The sequence below is a fragment of the Natronomonas amylolytica genome, from assembly GCF_037031205.1.
GTDB classification, from domain to species: domain Archaea; phylum Halobacteriota; class Halobacteria; order Halobacteriales; family Haloarculaceae; genus Natronomonas; species Natronomonas amylolytica.
In genome coordinates this window covers 75,134-91,721 of the sequence record NZ_JAYEZM010000011.1, presented here as the reverse complement: position 1 = coordinate 91,721, position 16,588 = coordinate 75,134, and the positions used below count along the sequence as shown (strand labels likewise).

Genomic DNA, 16,588 nt, shown 5'->3' with positions numbered 1-16,588 from the left:
TTGTGGCTTTCATGGAGACACCGCCGGTGAGATATTTCATCTGAAATCAGTTACGTCACCGATGATACCGGTCGTCGGGGTTGCAGCGATACGCCCGACGAATCGAGTGGGACGCTCACGCCCCGTCCGCAACGGCGTCCTCGAAGTCCTCGCCGAAGACGAGGAACAGCAGGACGCCGACGACGCCGACGGCGGTCGCCGTCGCGAATGCGCCCTCCGGCGAAAAGGCGTACATCGCACCGCCGATGGCCGCCGAGGGGACGACGACGACGTTCCTGACGAGGTAGTAAGAGCCGGTTACCCGCCCGCCGGCGCCCCGCTCGGCGGGGCCGACGATAAGCGCCTTGTGCGCGGGCAGGCCGGCAAATCGGAGCCCCGAGAAGGCAAACAGCAGGGCGAGGACGGTGGCGCTCGGCGGCGCATTTATAAGCAACACCGGGAAGACGGCGTAGACGGCGAAGCCGAGGGCGACGACGGGCTTGAGGCCGACCCGCCGCGAGAGCCGCGAGACCGGCACCATCACCAGGAGGGCGACGAGCATCTCGACCGCCAGCAGGACGCCGAAGTAGGCGTCGGGGCTCAGGCGGCCGACCAGCGGCAGGGAGACGCCGACCGCGAGGAACTCGGTGACGACGATGACGAAGAAGACGTAGACCATGCCGTTGGCGAAGCGGACGAAGGTATCGGCGACGAGTAAGGGCCGCAACTCGGTGGGCATCGACCGGAGGTCGGCGACGACCGTCCCCACGCCCTCGAAGGACTTGCCGAGGCTGTCTTCTTCGGCCTCGTAGAGGAGATGCTGGGCGACCGTCGCCCCGAGGCCGAAGGCCGCCGCGACCGCGAGGATGACCCGGAAGCCGGTCTCGAAGGCGAAGACCGTCAACACGCCCGCCGCCAGCAGGGGGCCGAGCAGAAAGGCCGTCCGCCGGACGGTCTCGGTGGTCGCGAACCCGGTCGCCAGCTGGTCCGGTTCGACCGCCTGCTTGACGATGGCGAAGGTGGCGCCGAGGCCGAAGGACTTCCAGCCCTGCGCGAAGACGAGACCGAGGAAAATCCCGACCGGAATGACGGCGGGTTCGAGCCAGCCGACGACTACCTTGTAGCCCAGTACCTCGACGGTCGTTCCGACCGGCGGGACGGCGACGGTTCCGAAGGCGTCGGCGAACAACCACACGAGGAAGCCGACCGTCGAGGCGAGGCCGAAAAGCGTCAGCGCAAAGCGGGAGCCGATGCGGTCCGAGACGGCACCGCCCGGGTAGGGATAGACCGCCGAAATCAGGTTGCCGAAGGTGCCGAACAGGCCGATAGCGACCGCGCCGGCACCGAGCACCGACATGTACCGCGGGACGTACCGACTCGTCATCTGGAAGCCGAGGCTGAAGGCGAACATCGCCACGGAGAGGACGAGCACGTCCCGTTCGAGCGCGAGGACCTGCCGGACCGTGCCACGGAGACCCTGGTCCGAATCGAAGTCGGCACCGGCGTCGCCCGCCTCGCTCATGGCGGGGTATCCACGGGCGACTACAAAAGGCTCCGCGATGCCGTCGGTCAGCGCCGAAGGGCGGCCGCGACGGCGACGAGCGCGAGGACGGCGACGACAGCCCCGAAGCCGGGGCCGTCACTATCGGTTTCGCCGTCGCGGCCGCCATCGGTGTCGGTCGCCGAATCGGTCGCAGGGTCGGTCGCCGTCGTCTCGTCGGCCGGGACGACGCCTTCGACGACGACCGAATCGCTTTCGAGGTCGTCGCCGACCGCGCGGAACTCGTTTTCGCCCGCGGCGTCGACGGTGACGGTGAGTTCACCGTTGGCGTCGGTCTCGCCGACCGTCTTGCCGTTCTTCCGGATGGTGATGTTCGCCTGCGGTTCGCCGTAGGCGTTGACGACCCGGAGTCGCGTCACCTCGTCGACGACAACCTGGTCGTTCTGCCGTTCGATCGTCAGCGTCGGCGTCCGCTGGGCCGCGATTTCGACCGACCGGTCGGATTCCCGGACGGTGAGTCGGTTGCTGGATTCGACGTAGCCGTCCTTCGTGACCGAGACCGTGTATCGGGTGTTGACCGGAAGGCTCAGCGACGCAGTGCCGCCGGAGGCCCGAACACGCGCGACCTCGCCGTCGGTGTCGTTGACCTGGACGGCGGCGTCTTCGAGGCGTTCCGGCGGGTCGAAGTGGTCGTCGACCGCAATGACTTCGAGGCGGACCGACCCACGCTCCAGCGAGATTTCGTGGCTGCTATCGGCGCGGACCCGCTCGGTAATCGCCTCCCGGAAGTAGCCCGGTTTGACCGCTCGCATCGTGTAGCTGCCCTGTTCTATGGTGCCCGACTCGAAGCGGCCGTCGGCGTCGGTTTCGCCGGAGACGGCCGTCCGGCCGTTCTGCCGGAATTCGACGGTCGCGTTGGCGAGCGGTTCGTCCTCGGCGTCGGTCACCGCGACGGCCCCCTCGCCCTTCAGCGAGACGCGAAGCGTCACGTCCTGTTCGGTGGCGTCCTCGACGGTCACGGGGAAGTTGCGCGTGTAGTTCTCGTGGTCGACTTCGAGCGTTACGTCGGCGCCCTCGGGGACGTCGACGAACGCACGGCCGTTACTCGCAGTCGTCGCCGTCCGCTCGCCGTCGTCCCACGTGGCCGTGACGGTTGCATCGCCGACCGCCACGTCGTTGCCGTCGACGACCGAGACGGTCAGCGTGACCTGCGATTGGGTCGCGGCGGCCGCTGGCATCGTCAGCAACCATGCGACCATCGCAGTGGCGACGGCCAGACGTACCAACCGATTCATATCTGGTTCTCACCGCGTGACCACTTAGTTTGGCTAGGCCGTTTCGAAGAGAAAAGAGGGCCTAACGGTGCCGGACAGCGACGAGTGCCGATGCCAGCGCCGCCAGCGCCGCCAGCGCGCCGAAGCCGGCACCGTCGCCCTGCGAGTCGGCGGGGCTCTGTGCGTCGGTCGAGTCACCCTCGGTCGCCGTCGACGCGTCCTCGGTGGCGGTCGACCCGTCCTCGCTCGTCATCTGGACGCTCCGCGCGGAGAAGTGGTCGATACCGATGGCCACGTCGACCGAGCCCTCGGCGTTGGTTGACTGGGCGACGTAGTATCGGGGCTGGTCGCCCTCCGTGGCGGACTGTTCGACCGCGCTGTAGGAGTCGGCCCGTGCGGCCGCGTTGCCGTCGACGTAGACCTCGATGTCCTCGGCGTTCTCGACGGCCTCCTCGGAGACGGTCGTCAGGACGACCCTCCCCTCGCTTCGGGTCCGCTCGACGGTCATGTTGACCTCGTTTTCGGCCGTCGAGGCGACCTCGACGGAGGTGTCGTTGCCGTATTCGATGGCTTCGACCGCGGTTTCCTGACCGGACTCGGCGGACTGCTGGACGTAGACCTCGGCGGTCGCCGTCCCGTTCTGAATCATCCGCTCGGCCTCCTCGTCGCTCTCGGAGCGCTCGTCGTCGTACTGTCGGTAGACGAGTTGGCTGTTCTCGCCGACCTGCGCGGCCACGTCGCCGTTGTCGTCGACGGTGACGTTGCCCTCGCCGACGACGATGAAGGCGCCCTGACTGCCGTCGTCCTTGCTGACGACGACGCGCTCGTCGCTTTCGGCCTGCGCTTCGGCGTCGCTGGAGACGTTGACCGCGACGACCTGTTCTTCGCCCTCGGCGGAGAACTGGACGACGCCGCGCTGGGTGTCGTGGGCCTGCATCTCGCCGCCGCTCTCGAAGCCGAGCGTGACGCTGGCGCTGGCTTCGGTCCGACTGTCGATGGTCGCGCCCACGATATCCGCCGCGAGCGTCGAGCCGAGACCGATATCCGCGCCGAGGCCACCGTCACTGCCGGCCTCGCTGGCGGACTGCATCGTCACGTTCTCGACGATAACGTTGCCGTCGACCGCGTAATTCGCGACCGCGTTACTCTGCTGGTCGAACTCGACGTGTGTTCCCGCGTACGCTTCGCCTTCAGCGGACTGTGCCGCCGCCGGCGCCGCGGCCGCCCCCACCATGGAGACGACCAACAGCGCCGACAGCAGGACTGCTCGATGTCGCATACACGAACGGTTCCGTTCGCCGAAAATAAGCTTCTTGGCCGATGCGGCAACGCCTGCCGGTCGAGAGGTGGTTATAGGACTTATAAAGCGTTTAGAACCGATACATAGCCGCCATATTATAAGTGGGCGAAAACGCGAGGTCGAGCGGTCAGCGTCGCGGTGTCGAATAAAGGGACGTCGCCGTTAGGCGTGTCGGCGGGCCGCGAGCAGCGAGCCGACGACGGCCAACAGCGCGACGATGGGACCGAAGCCGGCACCGTCGCCGTCGGTCATGCCGCCGTCGCTACCGCCGTCCTCGCTTTGCATCTCGACGTTCCGTGTCGAGAAGTGGTCGATACCGATGGCCACGTCGGTCGTCGCCTCGGCGCTGGAGGACTGGGAGACGTAGTACCGCGGCTGGTCGCCCTCCGCGGCGGACTGCCGGACCTCGCTGTAGGAGTCCGCCTCCGCGGCGGCCTCGCCGTCGACCGTGACGGTGAGGTCCTCGGCGTTCTCGACGGCCTCCTCTGAGACGCTCGTGATGACGACCTTGCCGTTGCTTTCGGCGCGGTCGACGGTCATGTTCACCCGGTTCTCGGAGGCGCTTTTGACCTCGACGGTCGTGTCCTCGCCGTACTCGACGGCGTCGGCGACGGTCTCCTCACCGTCCTCCTGGGGCTGCTGGACGTAGACCTCGGCGGTCGCCGTCCCGTTCCGAATCATGCGCTCGGTCTGCTCGTCGTCGTCGCTCCGCTCGCCGTCGTACTGGCGGTAGACGAGCTGGCTGCCCTGCTCGATATCGGCGTTGACCTCCCCTTCCTCGTTGACGACGACCTCGCCGTCACCGACGACGATGAAGGTACCCTGACTGCCGTCGTCCTTGGTGACGACGACGCGCTCGTCGCTTTCGGATTCGGCCTCGCCGCTGACGTTGACGTTGACGACCTGACTCTCGCCGTCGGCGCGGACCTGCATCACGCCGCGGTGGTTGTCGTGGGTCTCCATCTCCGCACCGCTCTCCGAGCGGATGGTCGCGCTGGCGCGGGCCTGACTATCGATTTCGAGCCCCGCCGCGTCGATGTCGGTCGTCGATTCCAGTCCGGCGTCGATGCCGCTGCCGGCCTCGCTGGCGGACTGGACCGTCACGTTCTCGACGATGACGTTGCCGTCGACCGCATAGTCGGCCACGGCGGTCCCCGTCGTCTGGAACTCGATGTTCGCGCCACTGTACGCTTCGCCGTCTGCCTGTTGTGTTGCGGCCGCCGGTGCAGCCGCCATGCTGACCATCGAAACGGTCATTAGCAGCGCTAATGCCGTCGCTTTGAACCTCATGCCCCGACCTGCCGCACGTCGACGCATAAATTATGTGGCCAATCGAGGGACGGATTACCACACGCGATTGACCCCTGCGAACGGCCCATCGATGGCCGGTACACGCAACGATTAAAAAGCCGACTGACTAGTCAGTCAACAATGGTCGAGGAGACGCGGGAGCGAATCATGGAGGCCACCTACCGGACCCTCTGTGAGCACGGCTACGCTTCCCTGACGATGCAGGATATCGCCGACGAGTGCGACTGCAGCAAGTCGCTACTCCACTACCACTTCGACACCAAGGAGGACCTGCTCGTCGCGCTGCTCGCACACCTCCTCGAACGCTTCGAGGAGCGCGCCGAGACCGAGGACGCCGACCCGCGGGACCAGTTGGTCGACCTCGTCGAGGGCTTCCTCTTCGGCACCGAGCGGACCCGCGAGGAACACCGGGCGTTCCACACCGCCCTGCTGGAACTCCGCGCGCAAGCCCCCCACAACGAGACGTTCCACGACCAACTGGCCGAAAACGACGCGCAGGTCCACGCCACCGTCGCCGCCGTCATCGAACGCGGCATCGACGCCGGTCGCTTCCGGAACGTCGACGCCTCCCGAACCGCCGCCCACCTGCTCGCGGCCGTACAGGGCGCCCGCATCCGCTGGGTCACGCTCGGCCACGACACCGCCGTCGATACCGTCCACGAGGCGCTGGTCAGCGACGTCATCGACGGCTGGCTGGTCGCCGGATGAAAGACCGGTCGGTCAACGTCACCGACGGCGACCTTTTCAAACCCCTGCTCGTCCTCTCGGCGCCCATCATCGGCTCGCAGGTCCTGCAGGTCGCCTACAACCTCGCCGACACCTTCTGGGTCGGCCAACTGGGCGCCGACGCCGTCGCCGCCCTCTCGTATTCGTGGGCCATCGTCTTCCTGATGGTCTCGGTCGGCGGCGGCCTCACCACCGCCGGGACCGTGCTGGTCTCCCAGCACAAGGGGGCCGGCGATTTCCGCCAGTCCCACCACGTCGCCGGTCAGACCGTCTCCTTCGTCACGCTCGTCGCCGTCGCTTTCGCCGCCGCCGGCTACGTCGCCGCGCCCTACCTGCTCGCGCTCATCGGCGCCACGCCGGGCACCGACCCCCACACCTTCGCCACCGACTACACCAGAGTCATCTTCCTCGGCGTCGTCTTCATGTTCTGGTTCTTCATCTTCGACGCGCTGATGCGCGGGTGGGGCGACACCCGGACGCCGCTCTATCTGATGGCCGGCAGCGCGACGCTGAACGTCGTCCTCGACCCGTTCTTCATCCTCGGGTTCGTCGACAACCCCCTCTTCGCGTGGACCGGCACCGAGGCCCTGCAGGCCCAACTGTTCTCCCTCACCGGCTTCGAGGGCTTCGGCGTCATGGGCGCGGCCATCGCCACCGTCATCGCCCGCTTCTTCCCCGCCGGTATCGGGATGTACCTCCTGCTGTTCGGCGACGTCGGCCTCTCGCCCGAGCCGAGTGACTTCATCTTAAAGGTCGACACCGTCAAGAAGATTCTCGACATCGGCGCGCCGACCGGCGCCGAACAGGGCCTCCGGTCGGGCGGCATCGCCGCCATGACCGCCATCATCGCGCTCGCCGGCGACGACGCCGTCGCCGCCTACGGCATCGTCAACCGCCTCGCATCCCTGCTGTTCCTGCCGGCGCTCGGCTTCGCCCGCGGCACCGAAACCGTCGTTGGCCAGAACCTCGGCGCCCGACAACCCGACCGCGCCAAACGCGCCGTCCTCCTCGCCAGCGCCACCGTCGCGGGCGTCTTCCTCGTCGTCGTCGCCCTCGCCTACCCCTTCGCCGAATCCATCACCGGCGTCTTCCTCCCGCCCGGCGAGGCCGCCTCCGAAACCGTCATCGAATACGGCGCCGCCTACATCCGCATCGCCGGGCCCGCCTACGTCTTCCTCGGCGTCTTCCAGATCACGCTGGGGGGCTTCCGTGGCTCCGGCTCCACCCGCACCGCGATGCTGCTGTCGGTACAGGAGCTGTGGGTCTTCCGCATCCCCCTCTCCTTCGTCTTCATCACCGTCCTCGGCTGGGGCGTCATCGGCGTCTGGTACGCCGTCGCCTTCTCCTTCGTCGTCAGCGCGCTGACCACCGGCGCGTGGTTCCTCCGCGGGGACTGGACCGACAACGTCGTCGACCCCGAGGACGTGGACGCGCCCGGGGATATCGAGGTGGCTGACGACTAGACCACCCACTTTTTGCACGCTCCAGCGGTCTGGCGCGCTACGGCGCCAGACCCGCTTCCGCGGCAAAAACATGGGGAAAATATGCGCGCGCTCCTCCGTGCCGCGAAACCTCGCTTCGCTCGGTTTCGCGTTAGTCGTCGCGCGCTACGGCGCCTCCCTACGGTCGGCGCCGCGAACCGCCTCGGGGGCGCTTTTCAAGCGCCCCGCTCGGCGGATGCTACTTAAAAGAAGGCGGAGAAATCATCGCTTACGTCGGCTCCACGTCCTCGGCAACCTCGGCGACTTCCTCGGCGGTAAAGGCCGCCAGCGGCCCGGCCGTCGTCTGGACGAGGGCCTGCGCGGCCAGCGCCGACCGGAGCGCCGACTTGGCGGTGCCCTCCGCGAGGCCGGCGAGGAACGCGCCCGCGAAGGCGTCCCGGCCGCCCGTCGTATCGACCGCATCCACGTCGAGGGCTCCGAGTTCGCTCACCGTCGAATCCTGCCACGCCGTGGCGTCGTGGGGGCGGTGCAGCGCCACCACGTCGAGGCCGTGCTCGGAGGCCAGCGCGTGGGTCACCTGCGACGGTTCGCCCGAGCGGTCGAAGACCGCCTCGACGGCCGCCCCGGAGGCGACGAGCACGTCGACCGCCGGAAGGACCCGTTCGAGTCGGTCGCGTGCCGTCTCGACATCGTCCCATTCGTCGGTCTCCAGTAGGCCGAGCGCCGTCGTCGCACCGTTCTCGTGGGCCGTCTGGATGAACCCCGCGGTCGATTCCGCGAGCGGCCGCGCGCCCTGCAGCGTCGTGGCCGTGACGTAGGCCGCATCGGCCGTGGCTATCGGTCGGGTCAACAGGTTCTCCAGCGAGAGGCCGGCGACGGATTCGCCCTCCGAGTCGGTGATGCGGGCGTCCGCTCGGGGGGTGGTCCCGCGCTCGAAGAACTCGACGCCCTGCCGGTCGTCGGTGCGCTCGGCGACGACCTCGACGTCGTGGGCGCGCAGTTCGGCGGCGACCCGCCGCCCGAGCGGGCCGGTCGCGAGTCGGGAGAACCACGTCGGGGTCGCGCCGAGTCGGCCCGCGGCGACCGCCGCGTTGGCCTCCGGCCCCGTCACGCTCACGTCGAGCCGTTGGGCGGTTTCGAGCCGTTCGCGGCCCGGCGGCGTCAAGCGAAGCGCCGCGCCGCCGAGGGTAACGAGTTGCATGGCCGATACCTCTCGCGGCGGCCCCATAAGTAGCCGTCCCGACACGAGCGTCGAACCCGAGCGAGTACCGGAGTCGCCGCAGATAAATCCGAGCCCCGCGCATACGCTCGTATGGACAAGCCATCAGTCGACGCGTTCGGCTCCCGCCGGTCGACGCTCCGGGGGCCGAACGGCGCGGTCGCAACGAGCCAGCCGCTGGCGGCCCAAGCCGGCCTCCGAACGTTGCAGGACGGCGGCAACGCCTTCGACGCGGCGGTCGCGACGGCCGCGGCGCTGAACGTCACCGAACCCACCTCGACGGGCCTCGGCGGCGACGCCTTCATGCTCTATAAGAGCGCGGACGGCGAGGTCGGCGCGATGCGGGCCTGCGGCGGCGCGCCCGCCGACGCCACCCGGCAGAAGGTCCGTGAGGCCGTCGCCGACGGGCAGGGCGTCGACCCCAGCGAGGCGGAGATGCCGCGCACGGGCGCCCACGCGGTGACGGTGCCCGGCACCGCTCGCGGCTGGGAGGCCACCGTCGAGGAGTTCGGTCGCCTCGGCCTCTCGGACGTCCTCCAGCCGGCAATCGACTACGCGATGGGTGGGTACCCGGTCACCGAGGTCATCGCCGACGCGTGGACGCAGGGCGAGGAGTTGTTCGAGGACGCCCACGCCCGCCAGCAGTACCTCGTCGACGGCGAGCGCGCGCCGGCCCCCGGCGAGACTGTCCAGCTTAAAAACCTCGGCGAGTCGCTGCAGGCCATCGCCGAGGAGGGCGCCGACGTGGTGTATGAGGGCTACATCGCCGAGGCCATCGCCGAGGAGGTCCAGCGCCACGGCGGCTTCCTGTCCGTCGACGACCTCGCGAACTTCGAGGTGGAGTTCCCCGACCCCGTCTCGACGACCTACGGGGACAGCGAAGTCTACGAACTCCCGCCGAACAATCAGGGCCTCATCGCGCTGGAGGCGTTGAATATCGCCGAGGAACTGGGCGCCAGCGACTACGATGCCGACTCCGCGGCCCGGGTCCACTACCTCGCCGAGGCGATGAAGCGGGCCTTCCACGACGGCCACCGCTACATCACCGACCCCGACTTCGAGGAGATTCCGCCGCTCGGCTCGAAGGAGTGGGCCCGCGAGCGCGCCGAAAGCGTCGGCGAGACGGCCAGCGACGTGAACTTCGGCGTGCCGGATTCCCACGCCGAAGATAGCGCAGGACACGGTCCCGCTGACCCTCGGGAACCGAACGTTCCCGAGGATGCCGACACCGTCCTGCTCTGCGTGGGTGACGACGAGGGCAACGTCGTCTCCTTCATCAACTCCCGATTCGCTGGCTTCGGCAGCGGCCTCGTCGCCGGCCGGACGGGCATCGCACTCCAGAACCGCGGGGCGTCCTTCTCGCTCGGCGACGACCACCCGAACCGACTGGAACCCGAAAAGCGGCCGTTCCACACCCTGATTCCGGGCATCCTGAAGCGGGGCGACGACGACTGGTCGGCCTTCGGCGTCATGGGCGGCTACATGCAACCGCAGGGCCACCTCCAGACGCTCGTCGGCATGCTCGACGACGACCTGACGCTGCAGGAGGCGCTGGACCGCCCGCGCTGGCGCTACCGCGAGGACGGCCGACTGGCCGTCGAGGCGCGGATGCCGACCGACGTCCAGAACGGCCTCCGGCGCCGCGGCCACGACCTCGAAGTGCTGCTACCGGGCATGTTCGGCGGCGCGCAGGTGGTTCGTAATAAAGGAGGGTCGCTGTCGGGGGCGACCGAACCGCGAAAGGACGGCACCGTGTCGGTCTGGTAACCGCAGGGGCGCGCGACCACGGCCCGGCAATCGCCGCCTCGCGCGAACTTTTAACCGCCGCGTCCCGAAGGGTCGGGTATGGAATGGCAGACCGACTGGAACCTCCGGGCCCGGATGGGCGTGACGATGTTCCTCCTCTTTGCGCTCTATCTGGTCTTCGTCGGCGTCCTGACGCTGTATTTCGACAACCTGCTGTTTGCGGCGCTCCTGCTCGGGGCGTTCTCGCTGGTGCAGTTCTTCTTCAGCGGCAAACTGGCACTCCGCTCGATGGGCGCCAAGACGGTCAGCGAAGACGAGTATCCGAAACTCCACGCGCAGGTCTCGCGCCTCTCACAGCAGGCCGACCTGCCGAAACCCACCGTCGCCGTCGCGGAGAGCCGGACGCCCAACGCCTTCGCGACCGGCCGGTCGCAGAAAAGCGGCGTCGTCTGCGTGACGACGGCCCTGCTGGAGACCCTCGACGACGACGAGTTGGAGGGTGTGCTCGCCCACGAACTCGCCCACATCAAGAACCGCGACGTGGCGGTGATGACCATCGCCTCCTTCCTCTCGACTATCGCCTTCCTCATCGTCCGGTGGGGGTGGCTCTTCGGCGGCCGCGACCGGAATCAGGCGCCGCTTTTCGTCGCCATCCTCGTCTCGCTGCTGGTGTGGGTCATCTCCTTTCTGCTCATCCGCGCGCTCTCGCGGTACCGGGAGTTCGCCGCCGACCGCGGGGCCGCCGCGATTACGGGCAACCCCTCGGCGCTGGCCTCGGCGCTGATGAAGATATCGGGGCGGATGGACAAAGTGCCACAGGAGGACCTCCGCGAGCAGGCCGAGATGAACGCGTTCTTCATCATCCCCATCTCGAAGGGCTTCATCGGCAAACTCGCCCGGACCCACCCGCCGACCGAAAAGCGCATCGAGGAGTTGCGGAAACTGGAGCGGCAGGCCGAAACCTGACGGGTCAGCCCTCGTCAGGTGCTTTTCCGTCACTCAAGAGGTCGACCATCTCGACGAGCAGCGCGACGACCAACGGCCCGGCGATGATGCCGATGACGCCGACGGTCAGGACGCCGCCGACGAAGCCGACGAAATAGAGGCTCGCCGGCAGATGTGCCTGTCTCGTCGCCAACTGCGGGCGGATGAGGACGTCGGGGACCACGCCGATGACGGTGGGACCGAGGATGAGGATGGCCAGCGCCCGGTCCGTCAACCCGAGGAGGAAGTCGTAGCCCGCGAGCCCGACCGCCAACATCCCGGGGCCGACGATGGGGAAGAACTGGAGGATGCCCGAAAGCACCGCCAGCACGAACGCGTCCTCGTAGCCGAGCGCGAAGAAGACGACGAAGGCCACGGGGACGGTGAGGACGGCCGTCGCCGCCTGGATGACGTAGAGCGCATAGAGGGTGCCCTCGATGCGACGGTGGAGCGCCCGGATGACGTCGTGATAGCTCGGCGGCGTAATCTCGAAGACGGCCCGACCGGCGGCGTTCGGGCGCAACAACAGTCCGTAGAGGAGGATGGTAAACAGCGTCAACTGGAGGAGGATGAAGAGCGAATCGGCCGCGACCGAAAACGCGAGGTCCCGGAGCGCCTCGGAGGCACTGCTCACGAGGCCCGCGACGTCGACGTTGTAGGTGAACCCGACCGCCTCGATGGGCAGTTCGTCGGGCAGGTCCCCCAGCAGTTCGATGATGGCCTCGCGTCGCCGGAACAGCGTCCAGACGAGCGGCGCGATGAGCACGACGACGACCAGAAACGCGAACGTGGTGACGAGTCCGCTCGCGATGCGACGGGGGACGCCACGACCGACGAGGCGCTGACGGAGGGGATAGAGGATGTAGGCGACCGTCACCGTGAAGAAGACGGTCTCGACGACCGCCCAGAGGATGCCGACGGCTATCAGCCCGATCCCGACGAGCAGGCCAGCGAGGACGTACCGCCGGCGGCGGAGCGATGACACGAACCCCGATTCAGCGGGCGAGGGGAAAACCGTTTCCCGGACCGCGAACGCGCCGCTTAAGTACACGGGGGAATACCACCCGGTAATGAAACGGCGGACGTTCATCGCCGGCGTCGGTACCGGCGTCGCGGCGACGGCTGGCTGTCTCGGCTCTCAGCAGGAATCGGGTGACGGCGTCGTCACCGTGGCGACCTACGACTCCTTCGTCGACGGCGAGGAACCCGTCGGCCCGTGGCTGAAGGAGGCCTTCGAGGAACGGCGCGACGACGACGTCACCGTCGAGTTTCAGGTGCCGGAGGCGGGCGTCAACCAGTACATCCAGCGCGCACAGCAGGACGCGCCCATCGAGGCCGACCTCTACGTCGGCCTCAACGTCGACGAACTCATCCGCATCGACGACGAACTCGACGACCCGCTTTTCGATAGCCTCTCGGGGCAACTCGAACGGGACGACCGGGTTCTCGACGAACTCCGGTTCGACCCCGACGGCCGAGCGGTGCCCTACGATACCGGCTACATCAGCCTCGTCTACGACGAAAACGAGGTCGAACCCGAGACGTTCGAGGACCTGACCGCCGAGCGGAACCGCGGGAACCTCATCGTCCAGAACGCCCAGCAGTCCGACCCCGGGCGGGCCTTCCTGCTGTGGACCATCCACGAGTTCAGCGCGGACGGCTACCTCGACTACTGGCAGGACCTGCAGGACAACGAGGTTCGCGTCCTCGGGTCGTGGAACGACGCCTACAACGCCTACCTCGAGGAGGAGGCGCCGATGGTCGTCTCCTACTCGACCGACCAGGTCTACTACGGCGACACCCCGCGGCATCAGGTCGGCTTCCTCAACGACCAGGGCTACGCCAATCCAGAGGGGATGGCCCGCTTCGCCGACGCCGGCGACCCCGAAGCGACCGTCGACCTCATGGAGTTCATGCTGACCCCCGAGGTACAGGCCGAAATCGCCCAGCGGAACGTCCAGTTCCCGGCAGTCGACGACGCCGACCTCGACGAGGAGTTCTCCCAGTTCGCCCACGTCCCGCCGGAACCGGTCACCTTCACGTACGACGAACTGGCGGGTAACCTCGACGGCTGGGTCGAGGACTGGGCCCGACAGGTCGCCCAGTAAGCGATGGCCGACCGAGGAGGACGCCCCGAGTGGCCGTTTCTCGTCGCCGGAGCAGTCACGGCCGCGCTTTTGGTCGTCCTGCTGTACTACCCCGTCGCCAGCGTCCTCGTCGAGGCGGTCTTCGAGGACGGCCGGCCGACGCTGGAGCCCCTGCTCGGCGTCGTTTTGGACCCCTTCTACTGGGACCTGTTCGGCTTTACCGCCTATCAGGCCACCCTCTCGACGCTTCTGAGCCTCGCGCTCGGCCTCCCGGGCGCGTACGTCCTCGCCCGCTACGAGTTCCCCGGCCGCCGCACCACCCAGTCGCTGACGCTCGTGCCCTTCGTCCTGCCGTCCATCATGGTCGCGGTCGGCTTCGCCGCGATGTTCGGAACGAACGGCCCGCTGAATCAGGCGCTCACCGCCCTCGGACTGCCGAAATTGGAACTGATGTTCACGCTGAAGATAATCGTCCTCGCGCACGCCTTCTACAACGCCCCGCTCGTCGCACGCATCGTCGCCGCGGCGTGGCAGGGCGTCGACGCCCGAACCGTCGAGACAGCCCGGAGTCTCGGCGCCTCGCCCCGCCGGGCGTTCCGTGACGTGGTCGTCCCACAACTCGCGCCCGCGGTCCTGACCAGCGCCCTCCTCGTGTTCATCTTCACGTTCATGTCCTTCCCCATCGTGCTGGCGCTGGGCGGTCTCGACCTCGCGACCGTCGAGGTGTGGCTCTACGACCGGATTCGGACGCTTCGGTTGCAGGAGGCGGCCGCGCTCGCGGTGCTCGAAGCCGTCATCACCCTCGGCCTCACGTACGCGTACCTCCACTACGAGACGGCACAGGCGACGAGTCGTGGCGTCGCGCCACGACCCCGCGCCCGCGAACGCCTGTTCGGCACGCTCGACGCCAAACGGCTCGCCATCGTCGGGTACGCCGTCGTCATCGGCGTCGTCTTCGTCGGCCCAATCGTCTCGATGCTGCTGGCGAGCGTCACCGACCTCGACGGTACGCTCTCGCTTCGCTACTACGAGTTCCTGCTGGCCCGCCGGGACGTCGTCGTCGGCACCCAACCGGACGTGGCCATCCGCAACTCCCTGCTTTTCGCCGTCGGCGCGGTGGCGCTCGCCGTCCCGATGGGCGTCGTCGTCTCGCTGGCGACCGCCCGGGATACGCTGCCCGCGCGGGTCGTCGGGACGCTCGCGATGTTGCCCTTCGCCGTATCCGGTATCGTCGTCGGCTTCGGTCTCCTCCAGACGGTCGTCTTCGGCGTCGAGGTGGCCGGCCTCCGGATACAGGTCACCGGTGCCGTCGCCATCGTCGCCGCCCACGCCGTCGGGGCCTATCCCTTCGTCGTCCGCACCGTCGCGCCCGCGCTGTCGTCGATGGACGACGCGCTGGTCGAATCCGCCCGCGCGCTCGGGGCCTCGCGGACGCGCGCGCTACTCGATATCGAACTCCCGCTGGTCGCGCCCGCCGTCGCCGCCGGGGCGGCCTTCGCCTTCGCCATCAGCATCGGCGAGTTCAACGCCACCATCGTCCTCGTGGAGGGCGGCGGTGCCTACACCATGCCCGTCGCCGTCGAACGGTACCTCGCAGAGCGGACCCTCGGACCCGCAACGGCGATGGGGTCGGTGCTCCTCCTCGTGACGGGCGTCAGTTTCGTGGTCATCGAACGCGTCGGCGGATACGGAGGCTTCGAGCGATGACGAGGTGGCACGGATGCTAACGCTGGACGGCGTCGCCAAGCGCTACGGCGCGACGACGGCGCTGGAAGACGTGTCGCTGGCCATCGAGGACGGCGAGTTCTTCACGCTCGTGGGGCCCTCAGGCTGTGGCAAAACGACGACGCTCCGCCTGCTGGCCGGCTTCGAGGAACCGACCGAAGGCACGGTTCGCTTCGACGGTGAGGACGTTGCCGGCCGGCCGCCGGAGGACCGCGACATCGGCATCGTGTTCCAGAACTACGCACTGTTCCCGCACATGAGCGTCGCCGAGAACGTCGGCTACGGCCTGCGCTTTGCCGACCCGCCGGGCGGCGTCTCGACCGACGAGCGCGTCGCCGAGTTGCTCGACCTCGTGGGACTGGAGGGGTTCGACGACCGCGACCCGACCGAACTCTCCGGGGGCCAACAGCAGCGCGTCGCGCTGGCGCGGGCGCTGGCGCCCGGTCCCGACCTGCTCCTCTTGGACGAACCCATGAGCGCGCTGGATGCCCGCCTCCGGGAGCGGCTTCGCCGGGATGTTCGGGAGATTCAGGGCGAACTCGGCGTCACAACCGTCTACGTCACCCACGACCAGGCCGAGGCGATGGCCGTCTCCGACCGCGTGGCCGTCATGCACGACGGCCGCCTCGAGCAGGTCGGCCAGCCACGGGACCTCTACCGCCGGCCGTCGACCCGGTTCGTCGCGGAGTTCCTCGGCGAGAACAACGTCTTCGACGCGGAGGTCGTTACCACGTCCCGTGGCAACGAGCGAACTGCAGGTGAAACGGAGGGGTCGACGGTTCGGGTCGGGGACGCGACTTTCGAGTTGTCTCAGGTGGAGGTAGCGTCGGACGGTCGGCTAACCTTCTGTGTTCGGCCCGCAGCGTTCGAAATAGCGGAGGGAGCAAACCGCCTCACGGGAGAAGTAGTCGACAGCGAGTTCCTCGGGGAGACGACGCGGGTGTGGCTGGACTGGCAGGGCCGCCGCGTGGTCGCTGCGCTCGACGACCCGCCGGAGGCGGGGTCGCTTACGGTCGGCTTCGACCCCGAGGACGTGTGGGTGCTGGACGGCTGACGACGCCTATTCCCACGAGACTTCCCGCCGAACGTCCTTCAGCGTCCGCGAAATCATCCAGACGATGAGCAGGAACGGGAGGAGGGGGACGAGCAACAACAGCAGGCCCGCGCCGGCAGCGAGCCAGAGGCCGCTCGTTTCCCCGTCGCGTGACACCCGGTCTCGGAGCGCGTACTGCCCGGTCGAAACGATTCCCTCAACCATAGCGGCTCTTGGGCCGCCCCCAATATGAGCCTTCTC

At 68.1% G+C, this 16,588-nt stretch carries 14 protein-coding genes; 7 read left to right on the top strand and 7 right to left on the bottom strand.

What is annotated here, in order from left to right:
• Window positions 1-115 precede the first annotated feature (115 nt).
• The 4 genes from U5914_RS14995 to U5914_RS14980 all read right to left on the bottom strand — a co-directional run bounded on the left by U5914_RS14995 (window position 116) and on the right by U5914_RS14980 (window position 5,344).
• Complete coding sequence (locus tag U5914_RS14995; protein ID WP_336136560.1) at window positions 116-1,501, bottom strand: MFS transporter; 1,386 nt, start codon at window positions 1,499-1,501, stop codon at window positions 116-118.
• Between the two features lie 47 nt (window positions 1,502-1,548).
• Window positions 1,549-2,775, bottom strand: a complete 1,227-nt coding sequence (locus tag U5914_RS14990) for an MSCRAMM family protein (RefSeq protein WP_336136559.1) — start codon at window positions 2,773-2,775, stop codon at window positions 1,549-1,551.
• 61 nt (window positions 2,776-2,836) lie between these two features.
• Complete coding sequence (locus tag U5914_RS14985; RefSeq protein ID WP_336136558.1) at window positions 2,837-4,033, bottom strand: hypothetical protein; 1,197 nt, start codon at window positions 4,031-4,033, stop codon at window positions 2,837-2,839.
• Window positions 4,034-4,216: 183 nt separating this feature from the next.
• The gene (locus tag U5914_RS14980) at window positions 4,217-5,344 is read right to left on the bottom strand and encodes a hypothetical protein (RefSeq protein WP_336136557.1); all 1,128 of its coding nucleotides are present in this window, start codon (window positions 5,342-5,344) and stop codon (window positions 4,217-4,219) included.
• Between the two features lie 141 nt (window positions 5,345-5,485).
• Here U5914_RS14980 and U5914_RS14975 point away from each other — a divergent pair, with 141 nt between their 5' ends.
• Both U5914_RS14975 and U5914_RS14970 read left to right on the top strand, forming a co-directional pair.
• Window positions 5,486-6,073 carry a TetR/AcrR family transcriptional regulator gene (locus tag U5914_RS14975; RefSeq protein ID WP_336136556.1) on the top strand — a complete coding sequence of 196 codons (588 nt, stop codon included), beginning with the start codon at window positions 5,486-5,488 and terminating at the stop codon, window positions 6,071-6,073.
• Window positions 6,070-7,554: an MATE family efflux transporter gene (locus tag U5914_RS14970; RefSeq protein WP_336136555.1), complete on the top strand. Its 1,485-nt coding sequence runs from the start codon at window positions 6,070-6,072 to the stop codon at window positions 7,552-7,554. The genes U5914_RS14975 and U5914_RS14970 overlap by 4 nt, the downstream gene beginning before the upstream one ends.
• Window positions 7,555-7,801: 247 nt before the next feature.
• Here U5914_RS14970 and U5914_RS14965 read toward each other — a convergent pair whose 3' ends face one another.
• Window positions 7,802-8,734: a PfkB family carbohydrate kinase gene (locus U5914_RS14965; RefSeq protein ID WP_336136554.1), complete on the bottom strand. Its 933-nt coding sequence runs from the start codon at window positions 8,732-8,734 to the stop codon at window positions 7,802-7,804.
• A 111-nt stretch (window positions 8,735-8,845) separates the two neighbouring features.
• Here U5914_RS14965 and ggt point away from each other — a divergent pair, with 111 nt between their 5' ends.
• Window positions 8,846-10,519, top strand: coding sequence for a gamma-glutamyltransferase (gene ggt, locus U5914_RS14960; protein ID WP_336136553.1), 1,674 nt, complete (start codon window positions 8,846-8,848; stop codon window positions 10,517-10,519).
• A gap of 78 nt (window positions 10,520-10,597) precedes the next feature.
• Window positions 10,598-11,464: a zinc metalloprotease HtpX gene (htpX, locus tag U5914_RS14955; RefSeq protein ID WP_336136552.1), complete on the top strand. Its 867-nt coding sequence runs from the start codon at window positions 10,598-10,600 to the stop codon at window positions 11,462-11,464.
• A gap of 4 nt (window positions 11,465-11,468) precedes the next feature.
• Here htpX and U5914_RS14950 read toward each other — a convergent pair whose 3' ends face one another.
• Window positions 11,469-12,467, bottom strand: a complete 999-nt coding sequence (locus U5914_RS14950; RefSeq protein ID WP_336136551.1) for an AI-2E family transporter — start codon at window positions 12,465-12,467, stop codon at window positions 11,469-11,471.
• Window positions 12,468-12,552: 85 nt separating this feature from the next.
• Between U5914_RS14950 and U5914_RS14945 the strand changes: the two genes are divergently transcribed.
• The 3 genes from U5914_RS14945 to U5914_RS14935 are packed head-to-tail and all read left to right on the top strand — an operon-like array spanning window position 12,553 to window position 16,348.
• Window positions 12,553-13,590: a thiamine ABC transporter substrate-binding protein gene (locus U5914_RS14945; protein ID WP_336136550.1), complete on the top strand. Its 1,038-nt coding sequence runs from the start codon at window positions 12,553-12,555 to the stop codon at window positions 13,588-13,590.
• Between the two features lie 3 nt (window positions 13,591-13,593).
• Entirely contained in the window at window positions 13,594-15,276 is a 1,683-nt protein-coding gene (locus tag U5914_RS14940; protein ID WP_336136549.1) for an ABC transporter permease, read from the top strand.
• 13 nt (window positions 15,277-15,289) lie between these two features.
• Window positions 15,290-16,348 carry an ABC transporter ATP-binding protein gene (locus U5914_RS14935; RefSeq protein ID WP_336136548.1) on the top strand — a complete coding sequence of 353 codons (1,059 nt, stop codon included), beginning with the start codon at window positions 15,290-15,292 and terminating at the stop codon, window positions 16,346-16,348.
• 6 nt (window positions 16,349-16,354) lie between these two features.
• On the opposite strand, the gene U5914_RS14930 is transcribed toward U5914_RS14935, so the two are convergent.
• A complete protein-coding gene (locus U5914_RS14930) occupies window positions 16,355-16,552 on the bottom strand; it encodes a DUF7535 family protein (RefSeq protein WP_336136547.1) in 198 nt (65 codons plus the stop codon).
• Between the last annotated feature and the right edge of the window lie 36 nt (window positions 16,553-16,588).